This is a genomic window from Acinetobacter sp. 1130196 (genome assembly GCF_000588095.1).
In the GTDB taxonomy this organism is placed as follows: Bacteria; Pseudomonadota; Gammaproteobacteria; order Pseudomonadales; family Moraxellaceae; genus Acinetobacter; species Acinetobacter nosocomialis.
Window position 1 is genome coordinate 77,435 of record NZ_JFWX01000001.1, and the last position, 25,735, is coordinate 103,169.

A 25,735-nucleotide genomic window follows, 5' to 3' on the forward strand; every position below is an offset into this window, starting at 1 on the left:
AGTTTATTCAAGATCTAGTTAAGATGGATTCGACAATTGTTGTTGAATCCATTTTACATTTTCAGGGGTGAATAAACGGTCAATATTTTTCCAAATAATATGGTAACCATATCCACCTTGTTTCATTTCTTTAACAGCATCATCAATTGTCCAATCTTCAAAAATAATTCGGTACATTGCAACGCTGGCGCCGGTACGGTCTGAACCATGGTAACAGTGTAATAAAACACGTTGGTGATTTTGTTTGGCAATTTTAATTTGCTGCATGACTTCTAATAGATCTTGTCTGTTAATAGCCCATGTGTCGATAGGAATGTGAACAAGATTAAAATTTTCATTTTTAAATACTAATTCATCTGAGTCTTTAGCTCTTAAATTAATAATAGTTCCAATTTGATGGTGCTTTAACTCGGGAATCATTGCTGCATTTGGTTGTTCGCTACGAAAAACATCATTACTCACTTGATAGAAATTATGGGTTTGAGAAACTAAAGTTCCCCAATCTTTGGGTCTATGCTCATGTGCAATGCTTTCATGTTGCATACATCCTTGTAGGTTTAAACACAGAACAAAAGCAATGAGGGAGAGTTTTTTCATGTTTGATACCGTCGAAGCTCATGAGGATCATGGGCACAAATAATTTCAATCGTTGGCTCATGTTGAGCCAAATGCTGTATTTTTTTCAGGTTAACAAGACGCTTTTCATTATCTTCTGCAAATGTTTTTTCCAGAAGGGTCAGCGATCTTAATTTATTTTTAGGATTTAACTCTAGGTGTGAGTAGTAAGCATCTCCGCAGAACAATAACCACTGATTTTGCTGTTGGATGGCAATTCCACAATGTCCGGCAGAATGACCTAATAATGGCACCATTAAAATTTCATCTTGGAATAACGGGAAACCTTTGACTTTTTCAAGATTAAACCATTTTTCACCCTGCTGATATTCAACAAAATTCCAGTATCGATGATGATTATATTGATTAGTTCTATAACGAAGCTTACCTTTAAAATTAGGTAATTGTGCAGCATTATATTCAGCGGCTAATACATGAACTGTGGCATGAGGAAAATCCGAAATGCCACCTGCATGGTCAAAGTCGAGGTGAGTCACAAAGATGTGTTGTACATCTTTAGGATGAAATCCTAATTTTTGTATTTGCTGAATCGCGCTGAATTCAAGATTCGGCTCAATTTTTCCCAAACGTTTGACTAAAGAGCCAAGGCGCTGTTGCATGTGTAAATAATCTTGCAGACCAAATCCGGTATCAATGAGCACAAGGCCTCGATCAGTTTCTACCAAAAGACAATGGCATACAACGTCAGCTTTCCAGCCTTTCTGCCCAAATAAAGGTGCGCAGACAGGACACATACTGCCGCATTTTAAATGATGAATTTTATGGATCATGATTGTTGTTTTTTGCACAAACTCCTTGGGAGTTATAACTGATCTCGACAGTAAAAACCATGTGTATTCAATAATGCAAAAAAAAGCCATCGGTTGAGATGGCTTGGAGATGGAAACATTCGTTTATGAGCTTTAGTTAGTTTTCTTTGCTTTTTCTCATTATTGATTACGCGCTTTATTGGTTTTTTAGGCAACTTTTCAAATGTCTAACTATGCACTTCGCTTGTTTTGCAGGGAACCTTTCAGATGCTTGCCTACGCACTGCGTTTGTCTTGCAAGTGATAAAGCCTTTATTCGGCTTTATCACTTTCAGGCTGTGGTGTGAGACGTAAATAAGGTTTCACCGCAGTATAGCCTTTAGGGAAACGTTGTTTAATTTCTTCTTCATCTTTCAAAGAAGGAATAATCACAACATCTTCGCCTTGTTGCCAGTTCGCTGGAGTAGCTACTTTATGCTTGTCGGTTAATTGTAATGAATCTACTACACGTAAGACTTCGTTAAAGTTACGACCAGTCGAAGCAGGGTAAGTAATAATTAAACGAACTTTTTTGTTCGGATCAATAATGACTAAAGAGCGAACTGTAAGCGTTTCACTAGCATTTGGATGAATAAAACCATAGAGCTCAGATACTTTGCGGTCTTTGTCGGCAATAATTGGAAAATTAACTGTAGTATTTTGAGTTTCATTAATGTCATTAATCCAGCCTTTATGCGACTCAACGTCATCTACAGATAGGGCAATCGCTTTAACATTACGTTTTTCAAATTCATCTTTTAATTTCGCTGTATAGCCTAATTCTGTTGTACATACAGGGGTATAGTCAGCGGGATGTGAAAATAAAATACCCCAACTATCACCTAAAAAATCATAAAAACTAATTGTGCCTTCGCTTGATTCTTGTTGAAAATCAGGGGCAGTGTCTCCTAATCGTAATGTCATGATCTTTCCTCAGTTGCTTAAAATTTGTTATATGTTGAAATGACTATGCCGCAATTTATTTATTATTAAAATTATTGTTTTTGTATTTTATTATGAAATTTTTATATAAGTGTAAATATATATGACTAAAACTCGTTAATTTATGGCCTGAATCAATGTAACTTTAAGATAAATTTGCTAAATTAGATTTCTCGGAAGTTGTGTTCAATAGATAAGCGTTAATGTTGAGTTTTAGGTGCCAGATGCATTAAAGGGGCTTAGATAAAGGGTAAAACCGTTTATCTAACTATCAGATTTTTTTTATGGGTTTTGTGCAAACCCCTTGTACTTCAAATTTCTGACACCATAATAAACGACTGAGAAAAAATTTATTCATTTGACCAAGCAAGATTTAGAGAGTTTATCCATGTTGGCAAGTCTGATCGGAGGTATCTTCGGTACAAAAAATGAGCGTGAACTCAAACGCATGCGCAAAATTGTTGAGCAAATCAATGCGCTCGAGCCGACGATATCAGCTTTAAGCGATGCAGACTTATCTGCAAAAACTCCAGAATTCAAACAATGTTATAACAATGGCGAAAGTTTAGATAAGTTACTCCCTGAAGCGTTTGCAGTTTGTCGTGAGGCAGCAAAACGTGTGATGGGCATGCGTCACTACGATGTGCAATTGATTGGTGGTATTACTCTCCACGAAGGCAAAATTGCCGAAATGCGTACCGGTGAAGGTAAAACCCTTATGGGTACTTTGGCGTGTTACCTAAACGCATTAAGTGGCGAAGGCGTTCATGTGATTACCGTGAACGATTACTTGGCACAGCGTGACGCTGAGTTAAACCGTCCATTATTTGAGTTTTTAGGTTTAAGCATTGGTACAATTTATTCAATGCAAGAACCGTCAGAAAAAGCAGCGGCTTATCTTGCTGACATTACTTATGGTACCAATAACGAATTTGGTTTTGACTACTTACGTGACAACATGGTGTTTTCTTTAGCAGAAAAGAAACAACGTGGTTTGCACTATGCCATTATCGATGAAGTTGACTCAATCTTAATTGATGAAGCACGTACCCCATTAATTATTTCTGGTCAAAGTGAAGACTCTTCACATCTCTATACAGCAATCAATACAATTCCACCAAAACTACGCCCGCAAAAAGAAGAAAAAGTTGCGGATGGTGGGCATTTCTGGATTGATGAAAAGCAACGTTCAGTTGAAATGACTGAAATCGGTTATGAAACTGTAGAGCAAGAACTTATTCAAATGGGCTTATTGGCTGAAGGCGAAAGCTTGTATTCGGCAACAAACCTAAACCTTGTTCACCATGTATCTGCCGCTATTCGTGCGCATTTCTTATTCCAACGTGACGTTCATTATATTATTCATGATGGTGAAGTCATCATTGTTGATGAGCATACTGGCCGTACAATGCCGGGTCGTCGTTGGTCAGAGGGTCTGCACCAAGCAGTTGAAGCAAAAGAAGGTTTGGAAATTCAGCCTGAAAACCAGACTTTAGCGACAACTACATTCCAGAACTATTTCCGTCTTTATAAAAAGCTTTCAGGTATGACAGGTACTGCTGATACTGAAGCTGCGGAAATGAAGGAAATTTATGGTCTTGATGTTGTTATTATTCCGACACATCGTCCAATGATTCGTAATGACCAAAACGATTTAATCTATTTAAACCGTAACGGCAAATATAATGCGATTATTCAAGAAATTATGAATATTCGTGAGCAAGGTGTTGCACCGATTCTAATTGGTACAGCAACCATTGAAGCCAGTGAAATTCTATCTTCTAAGTTGATGCAAGCTGGTATTCACCATGAAGTGTTGAATGCTAAACAGCACGAGCGTGAAGCAGACATTATTGCTCAGGCGGGTAGCCCGAATGCAGTAACAATTGCAACCAACATGGCTGGTCGTGGTACAGATATTATCTTGGGTGGTAACTGGAAAGCGAAACTTGCCAAGCTTGAAAATCCAACAGCAGAAGATGAAGCACGTCTAAAAGCACAGTGGGAGCAGGACCACGAAGATGTATTGCAAGCAGGTGGTTTGCACATTATTGGTTCTGAACGCCATGAATCACGTCGTATTGACAACCAGCTGCGTGGCCGTGCGGGTCGTCAAGGTGACCCTGGTGTTTCTCGTTTCTATTTATCTCTTGAAGATGACCTCATGCGTATTTTCGCAGGTGACCGTGTTGTTGCCATGATGCGTGCAATGGGCTTACAAGAAAATGAAGCGATTGAACACAAAATGGTAAGTCGCTCTATCGAAAATGCTCAGCGTAAAGTTGAAGCACGTAACTTCGATATCCGTAAGAACTTATTGAAATACGATGATGTGAATAATGAACAACGTAAGATCATTTATTCACAACGTGATGAAGTGTTAGCAGAAAATACTTTACAAGATTACGTTGAAGAGATGCATCGTGAAGTCATGCAAGCCATGATTGCCAACTTTATTCCACCTGAATCAATTCATGACCAATGGGATATTGAAGGTTTAGAAAATGCTTTACGTATTGATTTAGGTATTGAACTTCCGGTTCAGGAATGGTTAGAACAAGACCGCCGTCTTGATGAAGAAGGTCTGGTTGAGCGTATTAGCGATGAAGTGCTCGAACGTTATCGTCAACGCCGTGCGCAAATGGGTGATGAGTCAGCAGCAATGCTTGAGCGTCATTTCGTTCTAAACTCTCTTGATCGCCACTGGAAAGATCATTTAGCTGCAATGGATTATTTACGCCAAGGTATTCACTTACGTGGCTACGCGCAAAAGAACCCGGAGCAGGAATACAAAAAAGAAGCGTTTAACCTGTTTGTGAACATGTTAGGCGTCATTAAAACTGATGTTGTGACTGATTTGTCTCGTGTACATATTCCAACACCAGAAGAACTTGCAGAAATGGAAGCTCAACAGCAGCAACAAGCTGAGTCGATGAAGCTTTCTTTTGAACATGACGATGTAGATGGCTTAACAGGTGAAGTGACTGCCTCTCAAGAAGCACTCAATGAGCCGGCTGGTGAACAACAAATGTTCCCAGTACCAGAAAGTCGTAATGCACCATGTCCATGTGGTTCTGGTTTAAAATATAAACAGTGTCACGGTAAAATTTAATTTTCGTGATAAAAAAAGCAGAACAATCGTTCTGCTTTTTTTCATTTGTAGTAAGCCTGTGAATAATGTTTGCAGTTTTAAGCATTAAATGCTATTTACTTCTCATCCAGAGTGTATGTTGGAAAGACAATGAAAAAAGTATTACAACCTTTATTTTTAACTGTTCTTGCTGTACCAAGTTTTGTTTTCGCAGCAGAAACAGCTTCAGCACCTCAAACCACAACGGTTGATAAGGTTCTTGCGGCAAAAGGCCCAACTTCGGCTCAGGCTGTAGTGAAACAAGAGAATACGACGGTAATTAGCCCTCGTACAGGTATTCGTTATACATTGGGTAACACAGGTAATCGCCCAATCATTTTACAAACTGCTGCAATTGCTCCAGCAAACTCTGCAAACATTAATCGTATTGTGGCAACTAACCCAGCTCTATCTGCAAAAAGCCAAGAAAAAGCAAAAATTGCATTAATTGGTGAAGCAGCAGTTGCGGGCGCAGCAGCTGTGGCGGCAAGTAATGTAACTGCTCCTGCAGCGACAAACAGTGTTGCACCAGCAAACCCTGCATCAATGAATTAATTTTCATATATAAAAAAGCCGGTCAATTTTGAACCGGCTTTTTTATATTAGGGTGTTTGAAAATACTTAAATCTGATTATTCACATCTTCATTCTTGGTTTCACGAATAAGTAAAAAGGCAACCAATGACAAAAGTGATGCCGCTGTAAGATAATAACCTACAGCATACAAACCATAAGTTTCAGCAAGTTTTGTGGCAATTAATGGCGCAAACGATGCACCAAAAATACCAGCTAAGTTAAAGGTTAATGCTGAACCTGTATAACGAACTGAAGTTGGGAAAATCTCAGAAAGAACCGTACCAATCGGGCCATAGGTCAAACCCATAATTGATAGGCCAGTACATAAGAAAAGAAAAACGATAAGAGTATTTCCAGACTCTAACATGCTAGAGAAGAATAATCCGAAGATCGCAGCAGCGATACATACACCAACTGAAGTTGCTTTACGTCCAAATTTTTCTGCAAAAATAGCAGATAAAGGTATGAAGGCTGCAAAACAAAGTGTGGCAAAAAGTTGAAGTTCTAAAAACTCACCACGTGCATACCCCAGTTTTGTCGTTCCCCAGTTAAGTGCAAACACTGTGGTCAAATAAAACACCACGAAAGTGCAAATTGCGGCAATTGTGCCGAGAATAAGCTTTCCAGTGTGTTTCGTGACAACTTCTTTAAATGGAATATTAACTTCTTTTTGCTTATCTAAAACTTTCTGGAAAGCTGGAGTTTCATGGAGTTTTAAACGGATATATAAACCAACAATAACCAAAATTGCACTGGCAATAAATGGAATACGCCAGCCCCATTGCATGAATGCTTGTTCAGGAATAGCGGCACTTAAAAGTAAGAATGAACCCGTTGCTAAAATAAAACCAATAGGTGCACCAAGCTGAGGGAACATGCCATACCATGCACGCTTACCTTCTGGAGCATTTTCAGTTGCAAGTAGTACAGCACCACTCCATTCGCCTCCTAGACCTAAACCTTGTCCTAGACGGCAAACTGCTAATAGTAATGGTGCGACAATCCCGATTTGGGCATAAGTCGGAAGTAAACCAATACATACCGTTGATATACCCATAGTAAGCAAGGCTGCCACTAGGGTTGCTTTACGTCCAATACGATCCCCCAAATGACCAAATAGCGCTGCACCAATAGGGCGGGCAATAAAAGCAATCGCAAAGGTTGCTAGTGACTGTAAGACTGCGGCACTGCCACTGCTAGCAGGGAAAAACAGATGTGGAAAGATAATCACGGCAGCAGTTGCATAGATATAAAAGTCGAAGAACTCAATGGTTGTACCGACTAAGCTTGCAAACAAAACCCGTGTTTTTGAATTGGTGGCTACTACAGGAGCAGCTGTCGCAGAGGTTGACTCCATATAAGTCCTTATATCAGTTAAAATTTATTTTTAGTTTACTATTCTCATTAAAGGCATATTTTTCTTCAAAGAATAGTGTGAAAGAACATCTTCCATGACTCTTTCAGGATCACTGAATATGAGTGAAAAATGGATTAAACAACGTACCAATAGATTGCAAGAAAGTGTGCACCTGCACCTAAAAGTACAAAAATATGCCATATCGCATGGGTATATCTTACCTTTTTTAACGCGTAAAACAATGCTCCAACGGTGTAAGCTAAACCTCCAGTAATCAATAACATCAAAGCATCTTTACTTAAATAGATACGCATATCATCCATTACAAAAACGGCAAGCCACCCCATAAGAACATAAGCGAGCAAAGAGATTTTCTGAAAACGATGAATAAAAACTAACTTGAAAAGTGTACCAATTGCAGCAATGCTCCAGAGTGCAATAAGCAGAATATGAGCTTTTTGTGTAGGTATCGCAATACTCAAGAACGGGGTATATGTACCGGCAATTAAATAATAAATAGCAGTGTGGTCGAGTTTCTTATACCAGTAACGTAAGTTTTGGGTCTGGGCAAAATGATAGAGAGTCGAACTGGTAAAAACGAGAATGAGGCTAAATGAATATACCCACAAACCCACCCACTGTGCGGTGGAAAGATAAGAACCTTTTATAATTAAAAGGATAGATGCAATCACGGCCATAACAACGCCAGCACCATGGCTATAGGCATTAAAAAGTTCTTCTTTAGGATCGTAAGTTTCTAACACCGATTTGCTCATAAGTTTATTTTTTTGATTAAAAATACAAATGTATAGAAATACAAAACAGTCGTAAAGTTATTTTATTTTTAATCCTATACCCTTTAAACTTTCACTTTATATGAGTCACCATTCTTTAGGTATATCTGTGTCGGTTTTCTCCTTTGAGCAAGAACAGCAATTCTTTCATGAAATCAAACAAATGCTTGATGAGCAAAGTTTTGAGCGTTTGATTTTGAGCCAATATAAAGGAGAGATGGCACAGCTAGAAAAAATCACTTTCCGTATTGTGGAGTTAAATGGGAAAAAACAGCTTTCAGCTTTATATCATTATACTACTCAAGATGTGACTAAAAACTATACCTTTGAAGAGGGGTTAGAACAGATCGCAATACTGATTGTTCAATGTAAACAAGCAAATTTATTTTCAACTCTGCAAGAAATTCAGCTTAAAAAAAATAAGAAAAAAGCCATGCTTAATATGGGTAAAAAGCAAAGTACGAATACGACTCCAACAGTACAGGCGCATGATCGTGAAAAACACCGTTATGTACAGCAAGGCAGTGCATTTTTAAAAGAGCTTGGTATTACCGATGAAAAAGCTCAAATCATTCCAAGCATGGCTCGTAAATGGAAGCAGATTAATAAATTTATCGAAATTTTTGCGAGTGCGTATGAGCAGATCAATGCAGAGCAAAAAGAGTTACGCATCGTCGATTTTGGTTCAGGGAAAGGCTATTTAACTTTTGCTTTGTATGATTATTTACAGGAACAACAAAAGATACCGCTCATTACAGGTGTAGAGTTGCGCCGTAACTTGGTTGAGTTTTGCCAGAATGTGGCAGACAAAGTGCATTTTAATCATTTGGACTTTTTTGAAGGCGATGTTCGTAGTTATCAGCCAGAAAAACTGGACGTTATGATTGCTTTGCATGCGTGTGATATCGCGACTGATTTTGCCATTCATACCGGAATTCGTTTGAACGCTTCAATGATTATGTGCGCGCCGTGCTGTCACAAAGAATTACGTCCACAACTACATAGTCCTGAAGTTTTACAACCCATGCTACAGTTTGGTATTCATGCTGGACAGCAAGCTGAGATGTTGACCGATACTTTGCGTGCGTTACTTTTAAAAGCGTATGGTTATGAAACCAAAGTTTTTGAGTTTGTATCACTTGAGCATACCAGCAAAAATAAAATGATTTTGGCAACAAAACGCAAAGACGTTTCTCAACCTGATGCGAAAATTATGGCTCAAATTCAAGCATTGAAAGAAATGTATGGGATTAAAAAACAGACCTTGGAATTGTTGTTACAAGATCAGTTGCCAATCGAAAATATTGGTTGCAAATGCTAGGAAGGTGAGTGGATGTATAAAATTATAGCGGGTGATTGGAAACAGCTTGAGAAGGACGCCAAATACATCCGTGAACAAGTTTTTATTCAAGAGCAAGGTATTGCACCCGAAGACGAGTGGGATGATTTTGATGCCACTGCTGTGCATTTTATGGTGTATGACAAAGAGCAGCCTATCGCTACAGCACGCTTGTTACCGCAGCATAGTGTAGGACGTGTTGCTGTTTTAATGCCTTATCGAAAGCAGGGTATAGGTAAAATTTTAATGCAGCATATTATTGACTATGCGCGTAATCAAAAATTGCCTTATTTAAAGCTTTCCGCGCAAACTTATGTGACAGCTTTTTATGAAGCCCTAGGTTTTAAAGTGCAGGATGAGGTTTACCAAGATTGTGGTATTCCACATATTGATATGACTTTAGCGTTAAGTTGAGATTCCTTTTTAGAAATCTCAACTTTGAATTACTTCATCGCATTCCAACTTTCGATGGCTTGTAAGCCTGTTTCCAAACCAACTTCATAACTGTAACGAAGTTTTTTCGGATTTGTCTTAAAACGCCCTGCCATATTTTTAAGAGGCGGTGGACATACCTCTAAAATTTGCTGTTCAGGGTTACTGCTACGAACAAATTCAACTGAAGCATTATAACGGGCACAGCGGTTACGCAAACTATTTGCAAAACCGTAATAGTGTTTAAAAGCATATTTCGCAAGGAATTGGTCGCCTCGGCTACTGGCTTTAAAGTAGTTCTTCGGGCGAGTTCGTAAAACTAATAGCTTTTTGACACCACTTTGCTGAGCCGTCCAGCGAACAGGTAGAGCATCTGCAACGCCGCCATCAAAGTAGGGTTCACCCATAATATCGACGGGATGGCGCGTTAAAACCGGAATTGAGCTAGAAGCACGCAGTGCATTTAACAGATTATCTTTACCAGCACGAAGATACTCAGCATGACCTGTTTTAGCATGCGTCAACACCATATAAAAATCTGGATTTTTGGCAAAAAGGCTCTGTTGATCAAGAGGATGTTCTTTTTCACCAATTTCCCACATCCATTTTAAATCAAGTAAATCGCCACCTTTAAAGAAGCGCTTATAATCGATAAATTCAGGACGGAGGGAATGATCAATATAAAATGTTAAAGTTCGGCCTTGTTGACCTGCCAAGTAATTAGCCACATTGGTCGAACCGGAAGATACACCAACATATAAGTCAAAAGGATTGAACTGTTGTTGTAGAAAAGCATCAAGTACACCACTGGTAAAGGCACCACGCATGCCTCCACCTTCTACAACCAGTGCATTGCGGGAAAAATCTGTCATTTGAAAAATATCTGATTACTGATGTGAATGCTGATGTTCTTGCATGTCCATTCCAGGCATGTTGTCATGCTGACTTTGTTGATCTATCGATTTTTCAGCTTTTTGTTGCATTTCGTGCTGTTGAGCTTTGCGCTGAGCACCTGGCATATAGTCAGGTTCATTACTCATTGCTAAATAGAAAAAGCCAAGGAAAATTGCACTTAAAACACCAACGATCAGAACAAATTTCCAGCCTAAAACTGCTGATTCGGAAGAATTTTTATCGGACATAAGGATTTCTCGAATGTGCTGTAGAAGCACAAAAATGAAGTCTATTTATAGCATATTTAGGCTGTAGGCAGAAATCTTAAAGAACATAAAGAAAAACCCATATAAATAAAATATATTTATATGGGTAAGGTTTATGCAGTTTTTAAATATTTAATAGATTTAAATTATTGAATATTTTGCTTCTGCTCAGCTTTGGTTTTTAGTAATGCTGGTGGTGTGAATCGCTCACCATATTTGATAGCTAACTCTTCGGCGCGTTTTTCTGCTTTATCAATACCATATTGGTTCAGGAACTGAATCGCTCCACCAGTCCAAGGGGCATAACCAATTCCAAAAATAGAACCAACATTGGCATCAATAACCGATTCCAACACACCTTCTTCATAACAGCGTAAGGTATCTAAAGCCTGTACAAACAAAATGCGATCAATCATATCTTGCTCTGAAATATCATGATCTTTCTGCCAACGGTTTAAGCCTTCCCATAGGTGTTTTTTACCATTTTCAGGATAGTCATAGAAACCTGCACCAGCAGCTTTACCTTTACGGTTTAGTTCATGAATCATGGTATGAATCACTTCATCTACTGGTGTTTTCGGTAACTCTTTGCCTTCAGCTAGTAGAGCTTTACGTGCTTCACTGGCAACATGCTCGGTTAAGGTTAAAGACACTTCATCTTGAATCGCAAGTGGTCCCACAGGCATGCCAGCTTTCAGTGCTGCCATCTCAATACGCGCTGGATGGACGCCTTCGGCAAGCAAGCGCATACCTTCTTGAATAAAAGTACCAAATACACGACTGGTAAAGAAACCTCGGCTATCATTAACAACAATCGGTGTTTTTCCAATTTGCTGTACGAAGTCGTAGGCTTTAGCAAGTGTCTCTGCGGAGGTGTTTTTACCTTTAATAATCTCAACCAACTGCATTTTGTCGACAGGGCTAAAGAAATGCAGACCGATAAAAGCTTTATCATCCTTACTTGCTTGAGCTAAACCTGTAATTGGCAGGGTTGATGTATTCGATGCCATTACACCGTTAGGCGCTAAGTATTGTTCAGCTTCACGAGTGACTTTAGCTTTGAGTTCTTGATTCTCAAATACCGCCTCAATAATTAAATCACAGCCTTGTAAGTCTTCAGCAGAAGCTGTAGCCGTAATGAGCGACAAAACTTGATCACGTTTTTCTGCCGTCATGCGGCCTTGTGAAACACGCTTGTCTAGCAATTTCTGAGAATATGCTTTGCCTTTCTCAGCATTTTCAACAGATACGTCTTTAAGTACAACAGGAATGCCTTTAATGGCTGTTGAATATGCAATACCAGCACCCATCATGCCTGCACCTAACACACCAACTTTAGTTGCTTGCCATTTTGCAACGTCGGCAGGGCGGCTTGCACCAGACTTAATTGCATTTAGGCCATGCCAGAAAGTGCCGATCATATTTTTAGAAATTTGGCCTGTTGTAAGTTGAGTAAAGTAGCGAGACTCAATACGTAAAGCAGTATCTACATCAACTTGAGCGCCTTCAACTGCAGCAGCCATAATCGCTTCAGGGGCAGGGTAGCAGCCTTTAGTTTTGTCTTTTAACATGGCTGGGGCAATTGCAAGAACTTGTGCAACTGCTGGAGTTTTTGGATCACCACCCGGGATTTTGTAGCCTTTTACATCAAAAGGCTGCTGAGATTTTGGATTGGCCTTTATCCAAGCAATTGCTTTATCTAAAAGCTCTTGTTCATTTTCGGCAGTATCGTGGATTAAGCCTAAAGACTTGGCTTTATCAACACCGAACTGCTTACCTTCCATTAAAAATGGAAATGCATTTTGAAGACCGAGCAAACGGACCATACGTACAATCCCACCGCCACCCGGAAGTAAACCTAAAGTAACTTCTGGTAGGCCAAATTTGCTTTTCGGATCATTGATTGCAATACGGTGATGGCAACTTAAAGCTATTTCCCATCCACCGCCCAGTGCCGTTCCATTCAATGCTGCAACAACTGGAGTACCAAGCGTTTCAATTGTACGTAAATGACCTTTTAACTTCTCAACCATATTGAAAAAGTCAGTTGCATGCTCAGGTTGAACTTGAATTAGCTCATCTAGGTCGCCGCCTGCAAAGAACGTTTTTTTAGCCGAACGGAAAATAATGCCTGAAAGTTCTGTTTCTGCTTTAAGTTTCTGAGTGACCTCATCAAGCGAGTCACGAAACTCAGCATTCATGGTGTTTGCAGATTGTCCAGTTGAATCAAGCGTTAAAATGACAATATTGTCGGAATTTTTTTCGTATTGAATTGCACTCATCTTTATCTATCCCTAAATTTTTATACACGTTCAATAATGGTCGCAATACCCATACCACCGCCGACACAGAGCGTCGCTAAACCGCGCTTTTTATCTTGTCGTTCAAGCTCATCAAGTAGGGTGCCTAAAATCATGGCACCAGTTGCGCCTAAAGGATGTCCTAAAGCAATTGCACCGCCATTTACATTGACTTTCTCAGCAGGGACATTGAGCTCATTAATAAAACGCATCACGACAGCTGCAAATGCTTCGTTGACTTCAAATAAGTCAATATCATCAATCGTAAGGCCTGCTTTTTCCAAAGCTTTACGTGCAGCAGGTGCAGGACCAGTTAGCATGATGGTTGGGTCGGTACCGACTAGGGCAGTCGCCAAAACTTTAGCGCGTGGTTTTAAATTTTGTTCTTTCACTGCTTTTTCTGAAGCCAGTAAAACGAGAGCTGCTCCATCGACAATACCTGATGAGTTACCTGCGTGATGAACATGATTTACTTTTTGTGCTTCTGGATATTTTTGTAAAGCAACTGCATCAAAACCCATTTGCCCCATCATTTCAAAACTTGGGTTGAGTTTTGCAAGGCCTTCGAGTGTGGTATTGCCTTTAATAAATTCATCTTTTTCTAAAATCACCACACCTGAATGATCTTTGACTGGCACGACTGATTGATTGAAATAACCATTTGCTTGAGCTGCTGCTGCTTTTTGTTGCGACTTTACGGCAAAATTATCAACATCTTCACGGCTATAACCGTCTAAGGTTGCGATAAGATCAGCCCCGATACCTTGTGGAACAAAAGATGATTTAAGGTTGGTTTCCGGATCTAACGCCCATGGTCCACCATCAGAACCCATTGGAATACGCGACATTGATTCAACACCGCCAGCAACCACTAAATCTTCCCAACCAGAGCGGACTTTCATTGCTGCCATGTTGACGGCTTCTAAACCTGAAGCACAAAAGCGGTTAATTTGTACGCCAGCAACATCATCATTCCAACCAGCAGCAATTGCTGCGGTTTTGGCAATGTCCCCACCTTGATCGCCAATTGGTGTTACGCAGCCCAGAACAATATCGTCCACTTTAGATGTATCAAGCTGATGGCGCTGTTGCAATTCGTTTAATAGGGTGGTGAGTAATGATATTGGTTTTACTTCATAAAGAGAGCCGTCTTTTTTTCCTTTTCCGCGTGGTGTGCGAATGGCATCAATAATATAAGCCTCGCTCATAACAGTTCCTTTTTTATTGCTTAAAATTTATTTGTGCTTTGAGTGTACTGGTTTTAATAGCGAGCGCAATGACGATAAGCGCACCAGTCAGGTGATGATTTTTGCCAATAGAGATATAAAAAAGCCCAAGTTGAACTTGGGCTAGATGTGAATATAAAGAGATTTAAGAATTAGTGGTAACCATGTAGTTGGCGATATAAGCCAGGAGTTACACCAGTCCACTTTTTAAATGCACGGTGGAATGTACTGGTTTCACTAAAGCCTACCTGTTGAGCAACATCTTCAAGTGTTAATTCAGGGTTGAGCAACAAGTGAATCGCAGCATCTCGACGTAGAGCATCTTTTACGCCTTGATAGCTTTTACCTTCAGCAGCTAAGCGGCGGCGTAAAGTTTGCGGAGATAAATAAAGCATTGATGCAACGTCGTTAAGCGTTGGCATTTCTTCACCAATTTGACTCTTGAGTACGTCACGAATACGAGAAGTCAGCGAGTTGGTGTTCTTGAATTTTACTAAAAGCTGAGCAGGGGCTGCTTTCAAGAACTCTTCTAGCGTTTTTTCATCTTGACGGATTGGTAAATCAAGATAATCAGCTGCAAAGGTTATTTCAGTACGTGGTGCATCAAACTGCATAACTGGCGCAAAGAATAAAGCATCATATTCATCTGCATGTGCAGGGCGCGGATAGCTAAAATGAACACGTTCTAATGGTAAGCGGCGTTCAATCAGCCAAGATGCCAAACCATGCCAAATCATGAGCATACTTTCAGTAATGAAATGATCTGGATCTAATGTTTTTGGAATGAGAGGTACTAAACGTGCTTCGTGTTTGTCACGCTCTAGCGTTACCGACCATTCATCACCAAATAATTTATAAAACTGAGATGAGAGTTCAAGGGCTTGGCCCAAGGTTTTTGCATGAATAATCAACTGACACATAATGGCAAAAGTGCCCAAACGACGCGGCTGTACATCAAAGCCGACGTGTTCATCTTGTGTGACCATCCATAACATTTTTATAAAACGGGTATATTGTTCTGGTGAGATTCGAGCTTTAGGTTGACGTAATAGTTCCGCTTCGATACCCACATGTGAAAGTAACGTCTCGACATCCATGCCAAGGCGTTTTACGCCTGTCAAAGCCGCATTCACGAAGTGGATGCTAATCGTATCGCGACTCATATTGAATCCTTCAGTCTCTTTGATGTTCACTTTAAATTGACCTAAATGACCGTCTAAAAAAATAAATTGGCGATTTACAACAGTGTAAAAGCACTTTTTACATGTTAAATTGCCGAAATGATCAAGGTAAATGGCTGAACATGACATTGTTTTAGAATATTTGCTTAACTAATATAAAAGAAAATTCGAATAATAGTGGTTAAAAATACGATGACGACAGCATTAAATGGACTTAAAGTTCTCGATTTCTCAACGCTCTTACCTGGACCTTTTGCCACAATGTATTTGGCCGATATGGGGGCAGAAGTCATCCATATCGAATCTCCATCCCGTCCAGATCTCATTCGGATAATGCCGCCATATGCCAATGGACAGGCGACTGCACATAGTTATCTAAACCGAAATAAACAGTCGATTGTTCTCGATTTAAAAGATGCTGCCAGTATTGATCTGATAAAAGCCAAGATTTCCGAGTTTGATATTGTCATAGAACAATTTCGACCAGATGTCATGCGCCGTTTAGGATTGGACTATGCAACGCTTGCAGAAATTAACCCGCGTTTAATTTATTGCTCAATTACAGGTTATGGACAAACAGGAAACTACAAAGATCGAGCTGGACACGACATTAATTACTTAGCTTTAGCAGGTATTGCTGGATATAGTGGCCGACAAGATAGTGGTCCACCACCGCTTGGCATTCAAGTTGCCGATATTGCAGGTGGATCATTACATGCAGTTATTGCTATTTTGGCTGCGGTCGTTGAGCGCAGCCGTAGTGGTATAGGCCAATATATTGATATTTCCATGACGGATTGTGTGGCGAGTCTAAATAGTATGGCTGCGTCAGCTAAGCTTGCAGGACAAGTTGAACAGGCGCCAGAACAGGGAATGCTTAATGGAGGTATTTTCTATGACTATTATATGACTCAAGATGGTCGTTATCTTTCGATTGGCAGTCTTGAACCACAATTTATGGCTGGGTTGTCTGCTGCATTAGATTTACCTGTGTTATTGCAAAAAGGCGCATCATTAGATGCCGAAGATCGACAGGAAGTTAAACAAGCCATTCAGGAAAAAATTAAAACCAAAACATTTAAAGAGTGGCATGAAATTTTTGCAAATCTTGATGTGTGTGTAGAGCCAGTATTGAGTTTAAGTGAGGCTTTAAATTCACCGTTAGCACAACAACGTGGATGGATTGTGAATGTACCTTTGCAAAATAATACGGCAGATACAGAACCTCAAGTTGCATGCCCAATTAAGTTCTCACGTTCCCAAATGCGATATTCCTTTGTAGGTCAAAAGCTTGGCGAGGGGCAGTGGTAAGGTTAGAGGGCTATTTCTTATACAGTAAGTACTAAGATTATTATCTGATTAATCAATTGATTAACATTTTGAATAATTTCTTTACATAAAATTAGCGTAACCTTTATAAACAAAGACATAAAAGGTTCGTAAACATGAAAACGCATAAATCTTTGATGGTTTCCTGTTTATCCGTTTTATCAATTACTCTTTTTGTTCAGCATGCACAAGCTGCTGCTGCATTTGACCCAAATAGTTCTTGGATGTTGGGTGATTGGAACGGGCAACGTACAGCGTTACAAGCACAAGGTTATGATTTTTCTTTTGGATATACCGGTGAATACGCCGGTATTTTAGATTCAAAGAATACTTCTACACACGGTAGCGCTTATACAGGGCAACTTGCTTTAGGTTCGCATTTGGACCTAGGTAAAATTTTAGGGTGGCAAGATACTGAAGCTCAAATCACTTTAACTTATCGTGATGGGCAATCGCTTTCTGAACATTCTCCAGCTTTAGCTGGACACATTAGTTCTGCACAAGAAGTGTGGGGGCGTGAGCAAACTTGGCGTTTAACAGACTTGTGGATTAAGAAAAAATTCCTTGATCAGAAGTTAGATGTGAAAGTTGGTCGTTTTGGTGAAGGTGAAGACTTTAATAGTTTTGACTGTGACTTCCAGAACTTGGCCCTCTGTGGTTCACAAGTGGGTAACTGGGTTGGTGACCAATGGTATAACTGGCCAGTTAGCCAATGGGCAATGCGTGTTAAATATAATGTGCAACCCGATTTATATACGCAAATTGGTGTATATGAATATAACCCAGAGAACTTGGAGCGTGGCAAAGGTTTCAACCTAAGCACAGATGGTTCTCACGGTGCAATTATTCCGGCAGAGGTCGTTTGGTCACCTAAATTAGGCGTGCAAAGCATGCCTGGTGAATACCGTTTAGGTTATTACTACAGCACTGCTGATGCAGAGGAAATTACTAATCCAACCAAAACATCTCATAAGCAAGGTGTTTGGGTAACTGCGAAACAAAAATTATTCCAGCCAGCTGATCAAACTGATCGCGGTTTAACAGGTTTTGTGAACCTTACTTTCCACGATTCAGATACTAATAAAGTTGATAACATGCAAAATGTAGGCTTAGTCTACAAAGGTTTGCTCAATCAACGTCCACAAGATGAGTTGGCACTTGGCGTTGCTCGTATTCATATCAATGATGACTGGAGCGATATTCAAGCCAAAGAATATGACACTGAATACAATACCGAGCTTTACTATGGTATTCATGCCACTAACTGGCTAACTATTCGTCCAAATGTGCAATATGTTCGTCATGTTGGTGCATTAAAAAATGGTGATAACACTTGGGTAGGCGGTATTAAATTCTCAACCGTATTCTAAGTAATTATTCCGAAAAACGGATTGTCGAGGGCTAAATCATTGATTGAAGTATCCAGACCTTCCGTTTTTTTCTTTATGCCTGAATTTTGTTTTATATGTATTGGTGATGCCATTTTTCTATAAGGTTTTTGGCACATCTTTCCGATAAAAATGATGATTGATAAGAGGTGGTTTATGAATCAACCTTCTTTAAGATCAGGATTAACGACGTTTACCGTAATCATTATTGGGTTATTGGCGTTATTCCTGTTAATTGGAGGTATTTGGCTCGCTACACTAGGCGGTTCAATTTACTACATTGTAGCTGGAGTCTTACTTCTCATTGTTACATGGCAACTCTACAAGCGCGCTTCAACCGCTTTGTGGGTTTATGCTGCATTAATGCTAGGTACTATTATCTGGAGTGTCTGGGAAGTTGGAACAGACTTTTGGGCGCTTGCACCTCGTTTAGATATTTTAGGTATTCTTGGTTTATGGTTATTGGTTCCGGCAGTGACTCGTGGAATCAACAACCTTGGATCAAGTAAAGTTGCCTTATCTTCAACTTTAGCGATTGCAATCGTGTTGATGGTTTATTCTATCTTCAACGATCCACAAGAAATTAATGGTGAGATAAAAACTCCTCAACCAGAAACTGCTCAAGCCGTTCCAGGTGTAGCAGAGAGTGATTGGCCAGCTTATGGTCGTACTCAAGCTGGTGAGCGTTATTCTCCGCTCAAACAAATTAATGACCAAAATGTCAAAGACTTGAAAGTAGCATGGACACTACGTACTGGTGATTTCAAAACAGATAATGATTCTGGTGAAACAACCAATCAGGTTACGCCAATTAAAATTGGTAATAACATGTTTATCTGTACGGCTCACCAACAATTAATTGCGATTGATCCGGCTACTGGTAAAGAAAAATGGCGTTTTGATCCGAAACTTAAAACGGATAAATCGTTCCAGCATTTAACTTGTCGTGGTGTAATGTACTACGATGCAAACAATACTACTGAGTTTGCAACGAGTCTCCAAAGCAAGAAATCTAGCTCTACACAATGTCCACGTAAAGTCTTTGTTCCAGTTAATGACGGGCGCTTAGTGGCTGTGAATGCTGATACTGGTAAAGCATGTACTGACTTTGGCCAAAATGGTGAAGTGAACTTACAAGAGTTTATGCCATATGCTTATCCAGGTGGTTATAACCCAACATCTCCAGGTGTTGTGACAGGTTCAACAGTAGTTATTGCTGGTTCTGTGACAGACAACTATTCAAATAAAGAGCCATCTGGTGTGATTCGTGGATATGACGTGAACACTGGTAAGCTTCTTTGGGTATTTGATACTGGCGCAGCAGATCCAAATGCTATGCCAGGTGAAGGCACAACATTTGTTCATAACTCTCCAAATGCTTGGGCACCTTTAGCATACGATGCCAAACTTGATATCGTTTATGTTCCAACAGGTGTAGGTACTCCAGATATTTGGGGTGGTGACCGTACCGAGTTGAAAGAACGTTATGCGAACTCTATGTTAGCGATTAATGCTTCAACTGGTAAATTGATTTGGAACTTCCAGACAACCCATCACGACTTATGGGATATGGACGTACCGTCACAACCATCTTTGGCAGATATTAAAGACAAATCTGGTAAAACTGTTCCAGCAATTTATGTATTGACTAAAACAGGTAATGCCTTTGTTCTTGATCGCCGTAATGGTCAGCCAATTGTTCCTGTAACTGAGAAACCAGTTCCACAAACAGTTAAACGCGGACCACAGACTAAAGGCGAACATTATTCAAAAACTCAGCCATTCTCTGAATTGAACTTGGCACCACAAGATAAATTGACTGATAAAGATATGTGGGGTGCCACAATGCTTGATCAGCTCATGTGTCGTGTGTCATTCAAACGTCTCAATTACGATGGTATTTATACACCACCATCTGAAAACGGTACTTTAGTTTTCCCTGGTAACTTAGGTGTGTTTGAATGGGGCGGTATGTCAGTTAACCCTGATCGTCAGGTTGCTGTCATGAATCCGATTGGCTTGCCATTTGTAAGTCGTCTAATTCCTGCTGATCCAAACCGTGCGCAAACTGCAAAAGGTGCAGGTACTGAGCAAGGCGTTCAGCCAATGTATGGCGTACCGTATGGTGTAGAAATCAGCGCATTCTTATCTCCACTTGGTTTACCTTGTAAACAACCAGCTTGGGGATATGTGGCTGGCGTAGATTTGAAAACTCATGAAGTCGTTTGGAAAAAACGTATTGGTACTATCCGTGATAGCTTACCAAAACTGTTCCAATTACCAGCTGTTAAAATTGGTGTTCCTGGTTTAGGTGGTTCAATCTCTACTGCCGGTAATGTTATGTTTGTTGGTGCAACTCAAGATAACTACATCCGTGCGTTTAACGTCACGAATGGTAAGAAATTATGGGAAGCGCGTTTACCAGCAGGTGGACAAGCAACACCAATGACTTATGAAATCAACGGTAAGCAATATGTAGTGATCATGGCCGGTGGTCATGGTTCATTTGGTACAAAAATGGGCGACTATTTAGTGGCTTATGCATTGCCAGATAACAAATAAACGTTTGCTATCAAAAAAGCCCAGATTTATCTGGGCTTTTTTATATCGATGTATATAAGCTTATCAATAAAATCGTTATTAAATATGCAAAAAAAGCATTTTATTGATGAATAAAAGCTCGCTATGCTATCCGCCTTAATAATGAATCTACTAGCCATACGCCATGTATTTATATACCGATTTCGACCAGCAGCTGGTTAATGAACGAGTTGCTCAGTTCCGTGATCAGACTGAACGCTATTTAGCTGGCAAACTTTCTGAAGATGAATATCGTCCATTACGTTTGCAAAATGGTTTATATGTGCAACGTTATGCGCCTATGCTGCGTATTGCTGTGCCGTATGGCTTAATGAATTCAAAACAATTACGTAAAATTGCTGAAGTTTCAACAAAATATGATCGTGGTTATGCACACGTATCAACACGTCAAAACATTCAGTTAAACTGGCCTGCACTTGAAGATGTGCCGGATATTTTGGCAGAACTTGCAACTGTACAAATGCATGCCATTCAAACGAGTGGTAACTGTATTCGTAACACGACAACTGACCAATATGCGGGTGTGGTTGCTGGTGAAATTGCAGACCCTCGCCCAACATGTGAATTGATTCGTCAGTGGAGTACATTCCACCCTGAATTTGCATTCTTGCCACGTAAGTTCAAAATTGCTGTCTCTGCACTTGAAGAAAAAGATCGCGCAGCAACTGCATTCCACGATATTGGTGTTTATATCGTGCGTAATGAGGCAGGTGAAATTGGCTATAAAATTATGGCTGGGGGGGGGTTAGGCCGTACTCCCATCATTGGTAGTGTCATTCGTGAGTTTTTACCACGTGAAGATTTAATTGCTTACTTAGAAGCTGTTCTTCGTGTTTATAACTTGCATGGCCGTCGTGATAACAAATATAAAGCGCGTATCAAAATCTTGGTTAAAGCATTAACGCCTGAAGTGTTTGCACAGAAAGTTGAAGCTGAATTCGAACACACACGTGAAGCATTAAAAATTCAGCCAGAAATCTTGAAAAAACTGGATGAAGAGTTCACTCCGTTTGATTATCAAGATTTGGCAGATGAAGATTTCACGGATTTATTCGCTGAGCATCCAAAATTCAAACAATGGTTCAATATCAACACGCATGCACATAAAGTGAAAGGCTATCGTATTGTTACGATTTCTCTAAAACGTGCAGGCATCGCACCGGGTGATATGACCACCGAAGAAATGAATTTTATTGCAGATCTTGCTGATAAATATACGTTCGGTGAGCTTCGTACCACTCACGAACAAAATATTGCTTTGGCAGATGTGCCTCAAAAAGACTTGTTCGATGTATGGCAAGCCCTTGAACAACACAATATGGCACGTGCACATATCGGCTTTATTACCGATATTATTAGCTGTCCGGGTGGTGATTTCTGTTCACTTGCAAATGCGAAATCAATTCCAATTGCTGAAGCGATTACACGTCGTTTTGAAGACTTAGACAAAGTTTATGATCTTGGTCATTTAGATCTAAATATTTCTGGTTGTATGAATGCTTGTGGTCACCACCACGTGGGTAACATCGGTATTTTAGGTGTAGATAAAAAAGGCGCTGAGTTCTACCAAATTACATTAGGTGGTAATTCAGACCATGATGCCTCTATCGGTGACATCTTAGGCCCATCATTTGCAGCAGATGCTGTTCCAGACGTTATTGAAGAAGTATTAAATACTTATCTTGATTTACGTACTGAAGGTGAGCGTTTCGTCGATACATATCGCCGTGTAGGAATTCAACCATTTAAGGAGCGTGCATATGCTTAATACAGCTCTACCAGTGCTTTATAAAGACGGCACGATTGCAGACAATACTTATCAAATCATTGCTGAAGATGGTGTGGTTCCTCAAGGTGATGTTGTTGTAACAACAGCTCAACTCGATCAATTAGCTAACGTTCAAGGCAAAAAAGCTTTGTATGTGACTGTGAGCGATTCACCAGAAGATCATACATTCCCACTTAGTGAACTTGATGCGATCTTTATTGAGTTTGCTGGCTTTGGTGATGGTCGTGGATATTCATTTGCAGCGTTATTACGTCGTCAAGGTTTCCAAGGTGAACTGCGTGCAACTGGCGATGTGTTTAAGGATGTCTTAAACTACTTAAAGCGCTCAGGTTTTGATAGTTTTGTAATTAAAGAAGGTAAAGATGTGCAAGAGGCGGCAGCTGGTTTGCAAGACTTTACCAACCCGTACCAAGCTTCAACAGCCGTACCGCAAGCAAGTTATCAAACTGGTGCTTAAATAATTTTAAATGAAGAAGCTGAACTTAGGTTCAGCTTTTTTTATAATTACTTTTTAATAAATGAATGAAGAATAAGAATGTTAGGCTTAATTTCAAAAATAAATCCCGGTGCTTGGTGGTTAATATTTGCTATTACGGCAGATGTGCTCTCAACATTTTATTCGGCTAAAGGCAATGGATTAATTAATAAAACTGCTCAAGGAATTGCTCTAGTTTTATATATTGGGTCTTTTGCATGTGCAGCTATTGCTTTGAAATATATGCAGGCGGGAATTTTATATGTGCTTTGGTCTGGAATTGGTGTATTAGCAACTGCTTTTCTTGCAAAGATTTTTCTTGGACAGAATATTGATGTAGCTGGATGGGTAGGTATAGGTTTTATTACCGTTGGTTTAATGATTATTGCACAGTATTCTAATATTAATGTTTAAGCCCCTTATAGAAATAGTAAGTGTCTCTATAAGGGACTGATCTTAAAAAACATTATGTATCAAGCTGACAGTTAACCATCCACTTGATGCCAAACTGATCGGTAAATGCACCGTATAATGCACCCCAGAAAGTTTTTTCTAATGGCATTTCAACTTGTCCATTTACAGATAGAGCATCGAACAGCTGTTTTGCTTTTTCTTGCTCATCTTTTTCAAGGTTAATTGCGATGTAATGATTATTACCTTTAGTAAATACGCTATTCGGGGTACAGAATTGATCGATAGTGTCTGATGCCATGAGTACTGTGTACTCATTAATCGGTAGAGAAACGTGCAGCACTAAATTTTTTTCGGCTTCAGATAATGTTACACCCTCGTTAGGTGGCATGTCGCTATAACGGCTCAGCATAGCAAATTCACCACCAAAGACCGATTTATAAAAATTAAAGGCTTGTTCTGCCTGACCTTGGAAATTGAGATAGTGATTGAGTTGCATTGTTATTGTCCATTGTTGTTTTCGTTTAAAGGAATAAGTTAAAACTTAAAAGTGATTTTGTGGGTCTTTTTTTGTAAATTTTTCATAAAAAATCCCACCGAAGTGGGATTTTAAACAGATTTTAATTAAAGAATTTCGATGGCAACAGCTGTTGCTTCACCACCACCAATACAAAGTGCGGCAATACCTTTTTTACCGCCAGTGCGTTTAAGCGCATGAATAAGTGTAAGAATAATGCGAGAACCTGTAGAACCTACCGGATGACCTAGGGCACAAGCCCCCCCATTGATATTCACTTTCTCTGCATCAAGTTTGAAATCATCAATTGGGCACATGGTAACCATAGCAAATGCTTCATTAATTTCCCAAAGGTCAACGTCCTGAGCATTCCACCCAGCTTTTTTAAGAAGTTTCTCGATAGCACCCACAGGAGCGATGGTAAATTCTGAAGGATGCTGAGAATTTGAAGCTGTTGCAATAATTTTAGCAAGCGGTTTTAAGCCACGTTGTGCTGCAACTTCACTTGATGTTAATACCAATGCAGAAGCACCATCAGAAATAGAACTCGCATTTGCTGCGGTAATTGTACCGTCTTTTGCAAAAGCTGGTTTAAGTGAAGGAATTTTATCAATCTTCGCATTTAAAGGTTGTTCATCTTGGTCAACAATCACATCGCCTTTACGTGTAGAGACAGTAACAGGAACGATTTCATCTTTGAAATAGCCTTCAGTAATTGCAGTTTGAGCACGTTTTAAAGAGCGAATGGCAAAGTCATCCATTTGCTCACGTGTATAACCACGTGTATTTGCCATATCTTGAGCAAATGAACCCATTAAACGACCTGTTTCAGCATCTTCTAAACCGTCGAAGAACATATGGTCTTTAATTTCGCCATGACCCATACGGTAACCAGCACGTGCTTTGGGCAATACATAAGGAGCATTAGTCATTGACTCCATGCCACCTGCAACCACAATTTCAGCACTGCCTGCTTTGATCATGTCTGCTGCTTGCATCACGGCTTTCATGCCTGACCCACAAAGCTTATTAATCGTCACTGCGCCTGTAGAATCAGGTAAACCAGCTTTACGCATCGCTTGACGGGCAGGGCCTTGTTTTAAACCCGCAGGTAGTACACAACCCATAATGACTTCTTCGACATCAGTAGGTTGCAAGCCTGCTCGTGCGATTGCTTCTTTAATTGTTACTGCACCTAGTTCAGGAGCAGTTAGACCAGATAGTGATCCTTGAAAACCACCCATAGCAGTACGAGCACCATTAACAATTACGATGTCAGTCATTGTTGTAATCTCCGATTGTTCTTTATCTCAAATTAAGAAAACATTAAAACTTAAGCAGTATATTGCAAAATGAGGGATGTATT

The 25,735-nt window shown here is 39.8% G+C and carries 22 protein-coding genes; 10 read left to right on the plus strand and 12 right to left on the minus strand.

The annotated features are described in order from the left end of the window. Positions 1-18 precede the first annotated feature (18 nt). The 3 genes from J671_RS05845 to J671_RS05855 all read right to left on the minus strand — a co-directional run bounded on the left by J671_RS05845 (position 19) and on the right by J671_RS05855 (position 2,347). Positions 19-597 (minus strand): dual specificity protein phosphatase family protein, encoded by a 579-nt coding sequence (locus J671_RS05845; RefSeq protein WP_004885318.1) that lies wholly within the window; start codon positions 595-597, stop codon positions 19-21. Continuing rightward, on the minus strand, positions 594-1,406 hold the full coding sequence (locus tag J671_RS05850; RefSeq protein WP_174876287.1) for an MBL fold metallo-hydrolase: 813 nt from the start codon (positions 1,404-1,406) through the stop codon (positions 594-596). The genes J671_RS05845 and J671_RS05850 overlap by 4 nt, the downstream gene beginning before the upstream one ends. Before the next feature lie 290 nt (positions 1,407-1,696). Further along, positions 1,697-2,347, minus strand: a complete 651-nt coding sequence (locus tag J671_RS05855; protein ID WP_031981625.1) for a peroxiredoxin — start codon at positions 2,345-2,347, stop codon at positions 1,697-1,699. Between the two features lie 406 nt (positions 2,348-2,753). Between J671_RS05855 and secA the strand changes: the two genes are divergently transcribed. Both secA and J671_RS05865 read left to right on the plus strand, forming a co-directional pair. After that, positions 2,754-5,477, plus strand: a complete 2,724-nt coding sequence (gene secA, locus J671_RS05860) for a preprotein translocase subunit SecA (RefSeq protein ID WP_031981627.1) — start codon at positions 2,754-2,756, stop codon at positions 5,475-5,477. 129 nt (positions 5,478-5,606) lie between these two features. After that, a complete protein-coding gene (locus J671_RS05865) occupies positions 5,607-6,050 on the plus strand; it encodes a hypothetical protein (RefSeq protein WP_002051244.1) in 444 nt (147 codons plus the stop codon). A 66-nt stretch (positions 6,051-6,116) separates the two neighbouring features. Here the strand turns inward: J671_RS05865 and J671_RS05870 are convergent, their stop codons facing one another. Together J671_RS05870 and trhA are read right to left on the minus strand one after the other, a co-directional pair. Continuing rightward, positions 6,117-7,427, minus strand: a complete 1,311-nt coding sequence (locus J671_RS05870) for an MFS transporter (protein WP_004712018.1) — start codon at positions 7,425-7,427, stop codon at positions 6,117-6,119. Between the two features lie 134 nt (positions 7,428-7,561). Next, positions 7,562-8,203, minus strand: a complete 642-nt coding sequence (gene trhA, locus J671_RS05875; RefSeq protein WP_017394135.1) for a PAQR family membrane homeostasis protein TrhA — start codon at positions 8,201-8,203, stop codon at positions 7,562-7,564. A 127-nt stretch (positions 8,204-8,330) separates the two neighbouring features. Here trhA and J671_RS05880 point away from each other — a divergent pair, with 127 nt between their 5' ends. Continuing rightward, positions 8,331-9,542, plus strand: a complete 1,212-nt coding sequence (locus J671_RS05880; protein WP_031981630.1) for a class I SAM-dependent methyltransferase — start codon at positions 8,331-8,333, stop codon at positions 9,540-9,542. Between the two features lie 12 nt (positions 9,543-9,554). After that, on the plus strand, positions 9,555-9,974 hold the full coding sequence (locus J671_RS05885) for a GNAT family N-acetyltransferase (protein WP_016805585.1): 420 nt from the start codon (positions 9,555-9,557) through the stop codon (positions 9,972-9,974). A gap of 29 nt (positions 9,975-10,003) precedes the next feature. Here J671_RS05885 and J671_RS05890 read toward each other — a convergent pair whose 3' ends face one another. The 5 genes from J671_RS05890 to J671_RS05910 form a co-directional block, all read right to left on the minus strand. Beyond that, on the minus strand, positions 10,004-10,864 hold the full coding sequence (locus J671_RS05890) for a patatin-like phospholipase family protein (protein ID WP_031981631.1): 861 nt from the start codon (positions 10,862-10,864) through the stop codon (positions 10,004-10,006). Between the two features lie 15 nt (positions 10,865-10,879). After that, positions 10,880-11,134, minus strand: a complete 255-nt coding sequence (locus J671_RS05895) for a hypothetical protein (protein ID WP_031981632.1) — start codon at positions 11,132-11,134, stop codon at positions 10,880-10,882. 164 nt (positions 11,135-11,298) lie between these two features. After that, positions 11,299-13,434: a 3-hydroxyacyl-CoA dehydrogenase NAD-binding domain-containing protein gene (locus J671_RS05900; protein ID WP_031981635.1), complete on the minus strand. Its 2,136-nt coding sequence runs from the start codon at positions 13,432-13,434 to the stop codon at positions 11,299-11,301. 20 nt (positions 13,435-13,454) lie between these two features. Further along, complete coding sequence (locus tag J671_RS05905) at positions 13,455-14,660, minus strand: acetyl-CoA C-acetyltransferase (protein ID WP_031981636.1); 1,206 nt, start codon at positions 14,658-14,660, stop codon at positions 13,455-13,457. Between the two features lie 170 nt (positions 14,661-14,830). Then, a complete protein-coding gene (locus tag J671_RS05910; RefSeq protein ID WP_002051267.1) occupies positions 14,831-15,841 on the minus strand; it encodes an AraC family transcriptional regulator in 1,011 nt (336 codons plus the stop codon). A 210-nt stretch (positions 15,842-16,051) separates the two neighbouring features. Between J671_RS05910 and J671_RS05915 the strand changes: the two genes are divergently transcribed. From J671_RS05915 to J671_RS05940, 6 genes are all read left to right on the plus strand, one after another. Continuing rightward, positions 16,052-17,170, plus strand: coding sequence for a CaiB/BaiF CoA transferase family protein (locus J671_RS05915; RefSeq protein ID WP_031981637.1), 1,119 nt, complete (start codon positions 16,052-16,054; stop codon positions 17,168-17,170). A 155-nt stretch (positions 17,171-17,325) separates the two neighbouring features. Next, positions 17,326-18,558 carry a carbohydrate porin gene (locus J671_RS05920; protein ID WP_079377139.1) on the plus strand — a complete coding sequence of 411 codons (1,233 nt, stop codon included), beginning with the start codon at positions 17,326-17,328 and terminating at the stop codon, positions 18,556-18,558. Positions 18,559-18,732: 174 nt separating this feature from the next. Further along, on the plus strand, positions 18,733-21,138 hold the full coding sequence (locus J671_RS05925; RefSeq protein ID WP_031981638.1) for a glucose/quinate/shikimate family membrane-bound PQQ-dependent dehydrogenase: 2,406 nt from the start codon (positions 18,733-18,735) through the stop codon (positions 21,136-21,138). A gap of 163 nt (positions 21,139-21,301) precedes the next feature. Continuing rightward, on the plus strand, positions 21,302-22,945 hold the full coding sequence (locus J671_RS05930; RefSeq protein WP_031981641.1) for a nitrite/sulfite reductase: 1,644 nt from the start codon (positions 21,302-21,304) through the stop codon (positions 22,943-22,945). Next, positions 22,938-23,423, plus strand: coding sequence for a DUF934 domain-containing protein (locus J671_RS05935; protein ID WP_017394128.1), 486 nt, complete (start codon positions 22,938-22,940; stop codon positions 23,421-23,423). Before J671_RS05930 ends, J671_RS05935 begins: the two co-directional genes overlap by 8 nt. A gap of 78 nt (positions 23,424-23,501) precedes the next feature. Further along, positions 23,502-23,855, plus strand: coding sequence for a DMT family transporter (locus J671_RS05940; RefSeq protein WP_016804642.1), 354 nt, complete (start codon positions 23,502-23,504; stop codon positions 23,853-23,855). 52 nt (positions 23,856-23,907) lie between these two features. On the opposite strand, the gene J671_RS05945 is transcribed toward J671_RS05940, so the two are convergent. Together J671_RS05945 and J671_RS05950 are read right to left on the minus strand one after the other, a co-directional pair. Beyond that, the gene (locus J671_RS05945; RefSeq protein WP_002051396.1) at positions 23,908-24,351 is read right to left on the minus strand and encodes a VOC family protein; all 444 of its coding nucleotides are present in this window, start codon (positions 24,349-24,351) and stop codon (positions 23,908-23,910) included. A gap of 125 nt (positions 24,352-24,476) precedes the next feature. Next, on the minus strand, positions 24,477-25,652 hold the full coding sequence (locus J671_RS05950) for a thiolase family protein (protein ID WP_031981642.1): 1,176 nt from the start codon (positions 25,650-25,652) through the stop codon (positions 24,477-24,479). Positions 25,653-25,735: the final 83 nt, after the last annotated feature.

Coding starts and splice junctions, on each gene's coding strand:
- J671_RS05945 (WP_002051396.1), bottom strand. CDS start 24,351: ATGCAACTCAATCACTATCTCAATTTCCAAGGTCAGGCAGAACAAGCC.
- J671_RS05930 (WP_031981641.1), top strand. CDS start 21,302: ATGTATTTATATACCGATTTCGACCAGCAGCTGGTTAATGAACGAGTT.
- J671_RS05910 (WP_002051267.1), bottom strand. CDS start 15,841: ATGAGTCGCGATACGATTAGCATCCACTTCGTGAATGCGGCTTTGACA.
- J671_RS05850 (WP_174876287.1), bottom strand. CDS start 1,406: ATGATCCATAAAATTCATCATTTAAAATGCGGCAGTATGTGTCCTGTC.
- J671_RS05920 (WP_079377139.1), top strand. CDS start 17,326: ATGGTTTCCTGTTTATCCGTTTTATCAATTACTCTTTTTGTTCAGCAT.
- J671_RS05895 (WP_031981632.1), bottom strand. CDS start 11,134: ATGTCCGATAAAAATTCTTCCGAATCAGCAGTTTTAGGCTGGAAATTT.
- J671_RS05865 (WP_002051244.1), top strand. CDS start 5,607: ATGAAAAAAGTATTACAACCTTTATTTTTAACTGTTCTTGCTGTACCA.
- J671_RS05885 (WP_016805585.1), top strand. CDS start 9,555: ATGTATAAAATTATAGCGGGTGATTGGAAACAGCTTGAGAAGGACGCC.
- secA (WP_031981627.1), top strand. CDS start 2,754: ATGTTGGCAAGTCTGATCGGAGGTATCTTCGGTACAAAAAATGAGCGT.
- J671_RS05845 (WP_004885318.1), bottom strand. CDS start 597: ATGAAAAAACTCTCCCTCATTGCTTTTGTTCTGTGTTTAAACCTACAA.
- J671_RS05855 (WP_031981625.1), bottom strand. CDS start 2,347: ATGACATTACGATTAGGAGACACTGCCCCTGATTTTCAACAAGAATCA.
- J671_RS05900 (WP_031981635.1), bottom strand. CDS start 13,434: ATGAGTGCAATTCAATACGAAAAAAATTCCGACAATATTGTCATTTTA.
- J671_RS05950 (WP_031981642.1), bottom strand. CDS start 25,652: ATGACTGACATCGTAATTGTTAATGGTGCTCGTACTGCTATGGGTGGT.
- J671_RS05935 (WP_017394128.1), top strand. CDS start 22,938: ATGCTTAATACAGCTCTACCAGTGCTTTATAAAGACGGCACGATTGCA.
- J671_RS05890 (WP_031981631.1), bottom strand. CDS start 10,864: ATGACAGATTTTTCCCGCAATGCACTGGTTGTAGAAGGTGGAGGCATG.
- J671_RS05870 (WP_004712018.1), bottom strand. CDS start 7,427: ATGGAGTCAACCTCTGCGACAGCTGCTCCTGTAGTAGCCACCAATTCA.
- J671_RS05925 (WP_031981638.1), top strand. CDS start 18,733: ATGAATCAACCTTCTTTAAGATCAGGATTAACGACGTTTACCGTAATC.
- J671_RS05915 (WP_031981637.1), top strand. CDS start 16,052: ATGACGACAGCATTAAATGGACTTAAAGTTCTCGATTTCTCAACGCTC.
- J671_RS05940 (WP_016804642.1), top strand. CDS start 23,502: ATGTTAGGCTTAATTTCAAAAATAAATCCCGGTGCTTGGTGGTTAATA.
- trhA (WP_017394135.1), bottom strand. CDS start 8,203: ATGAGCAAATCGGTGTTAGAAACTTACGATCCTAAAGAAGAACTTTTT.
- J671_RS05905 (WP_031981636.1), bottom strand. CDS start 14,660: ATGAGCGAGGCTTATATTATTGATGCCATTCGCACACCACGCGGAAAA.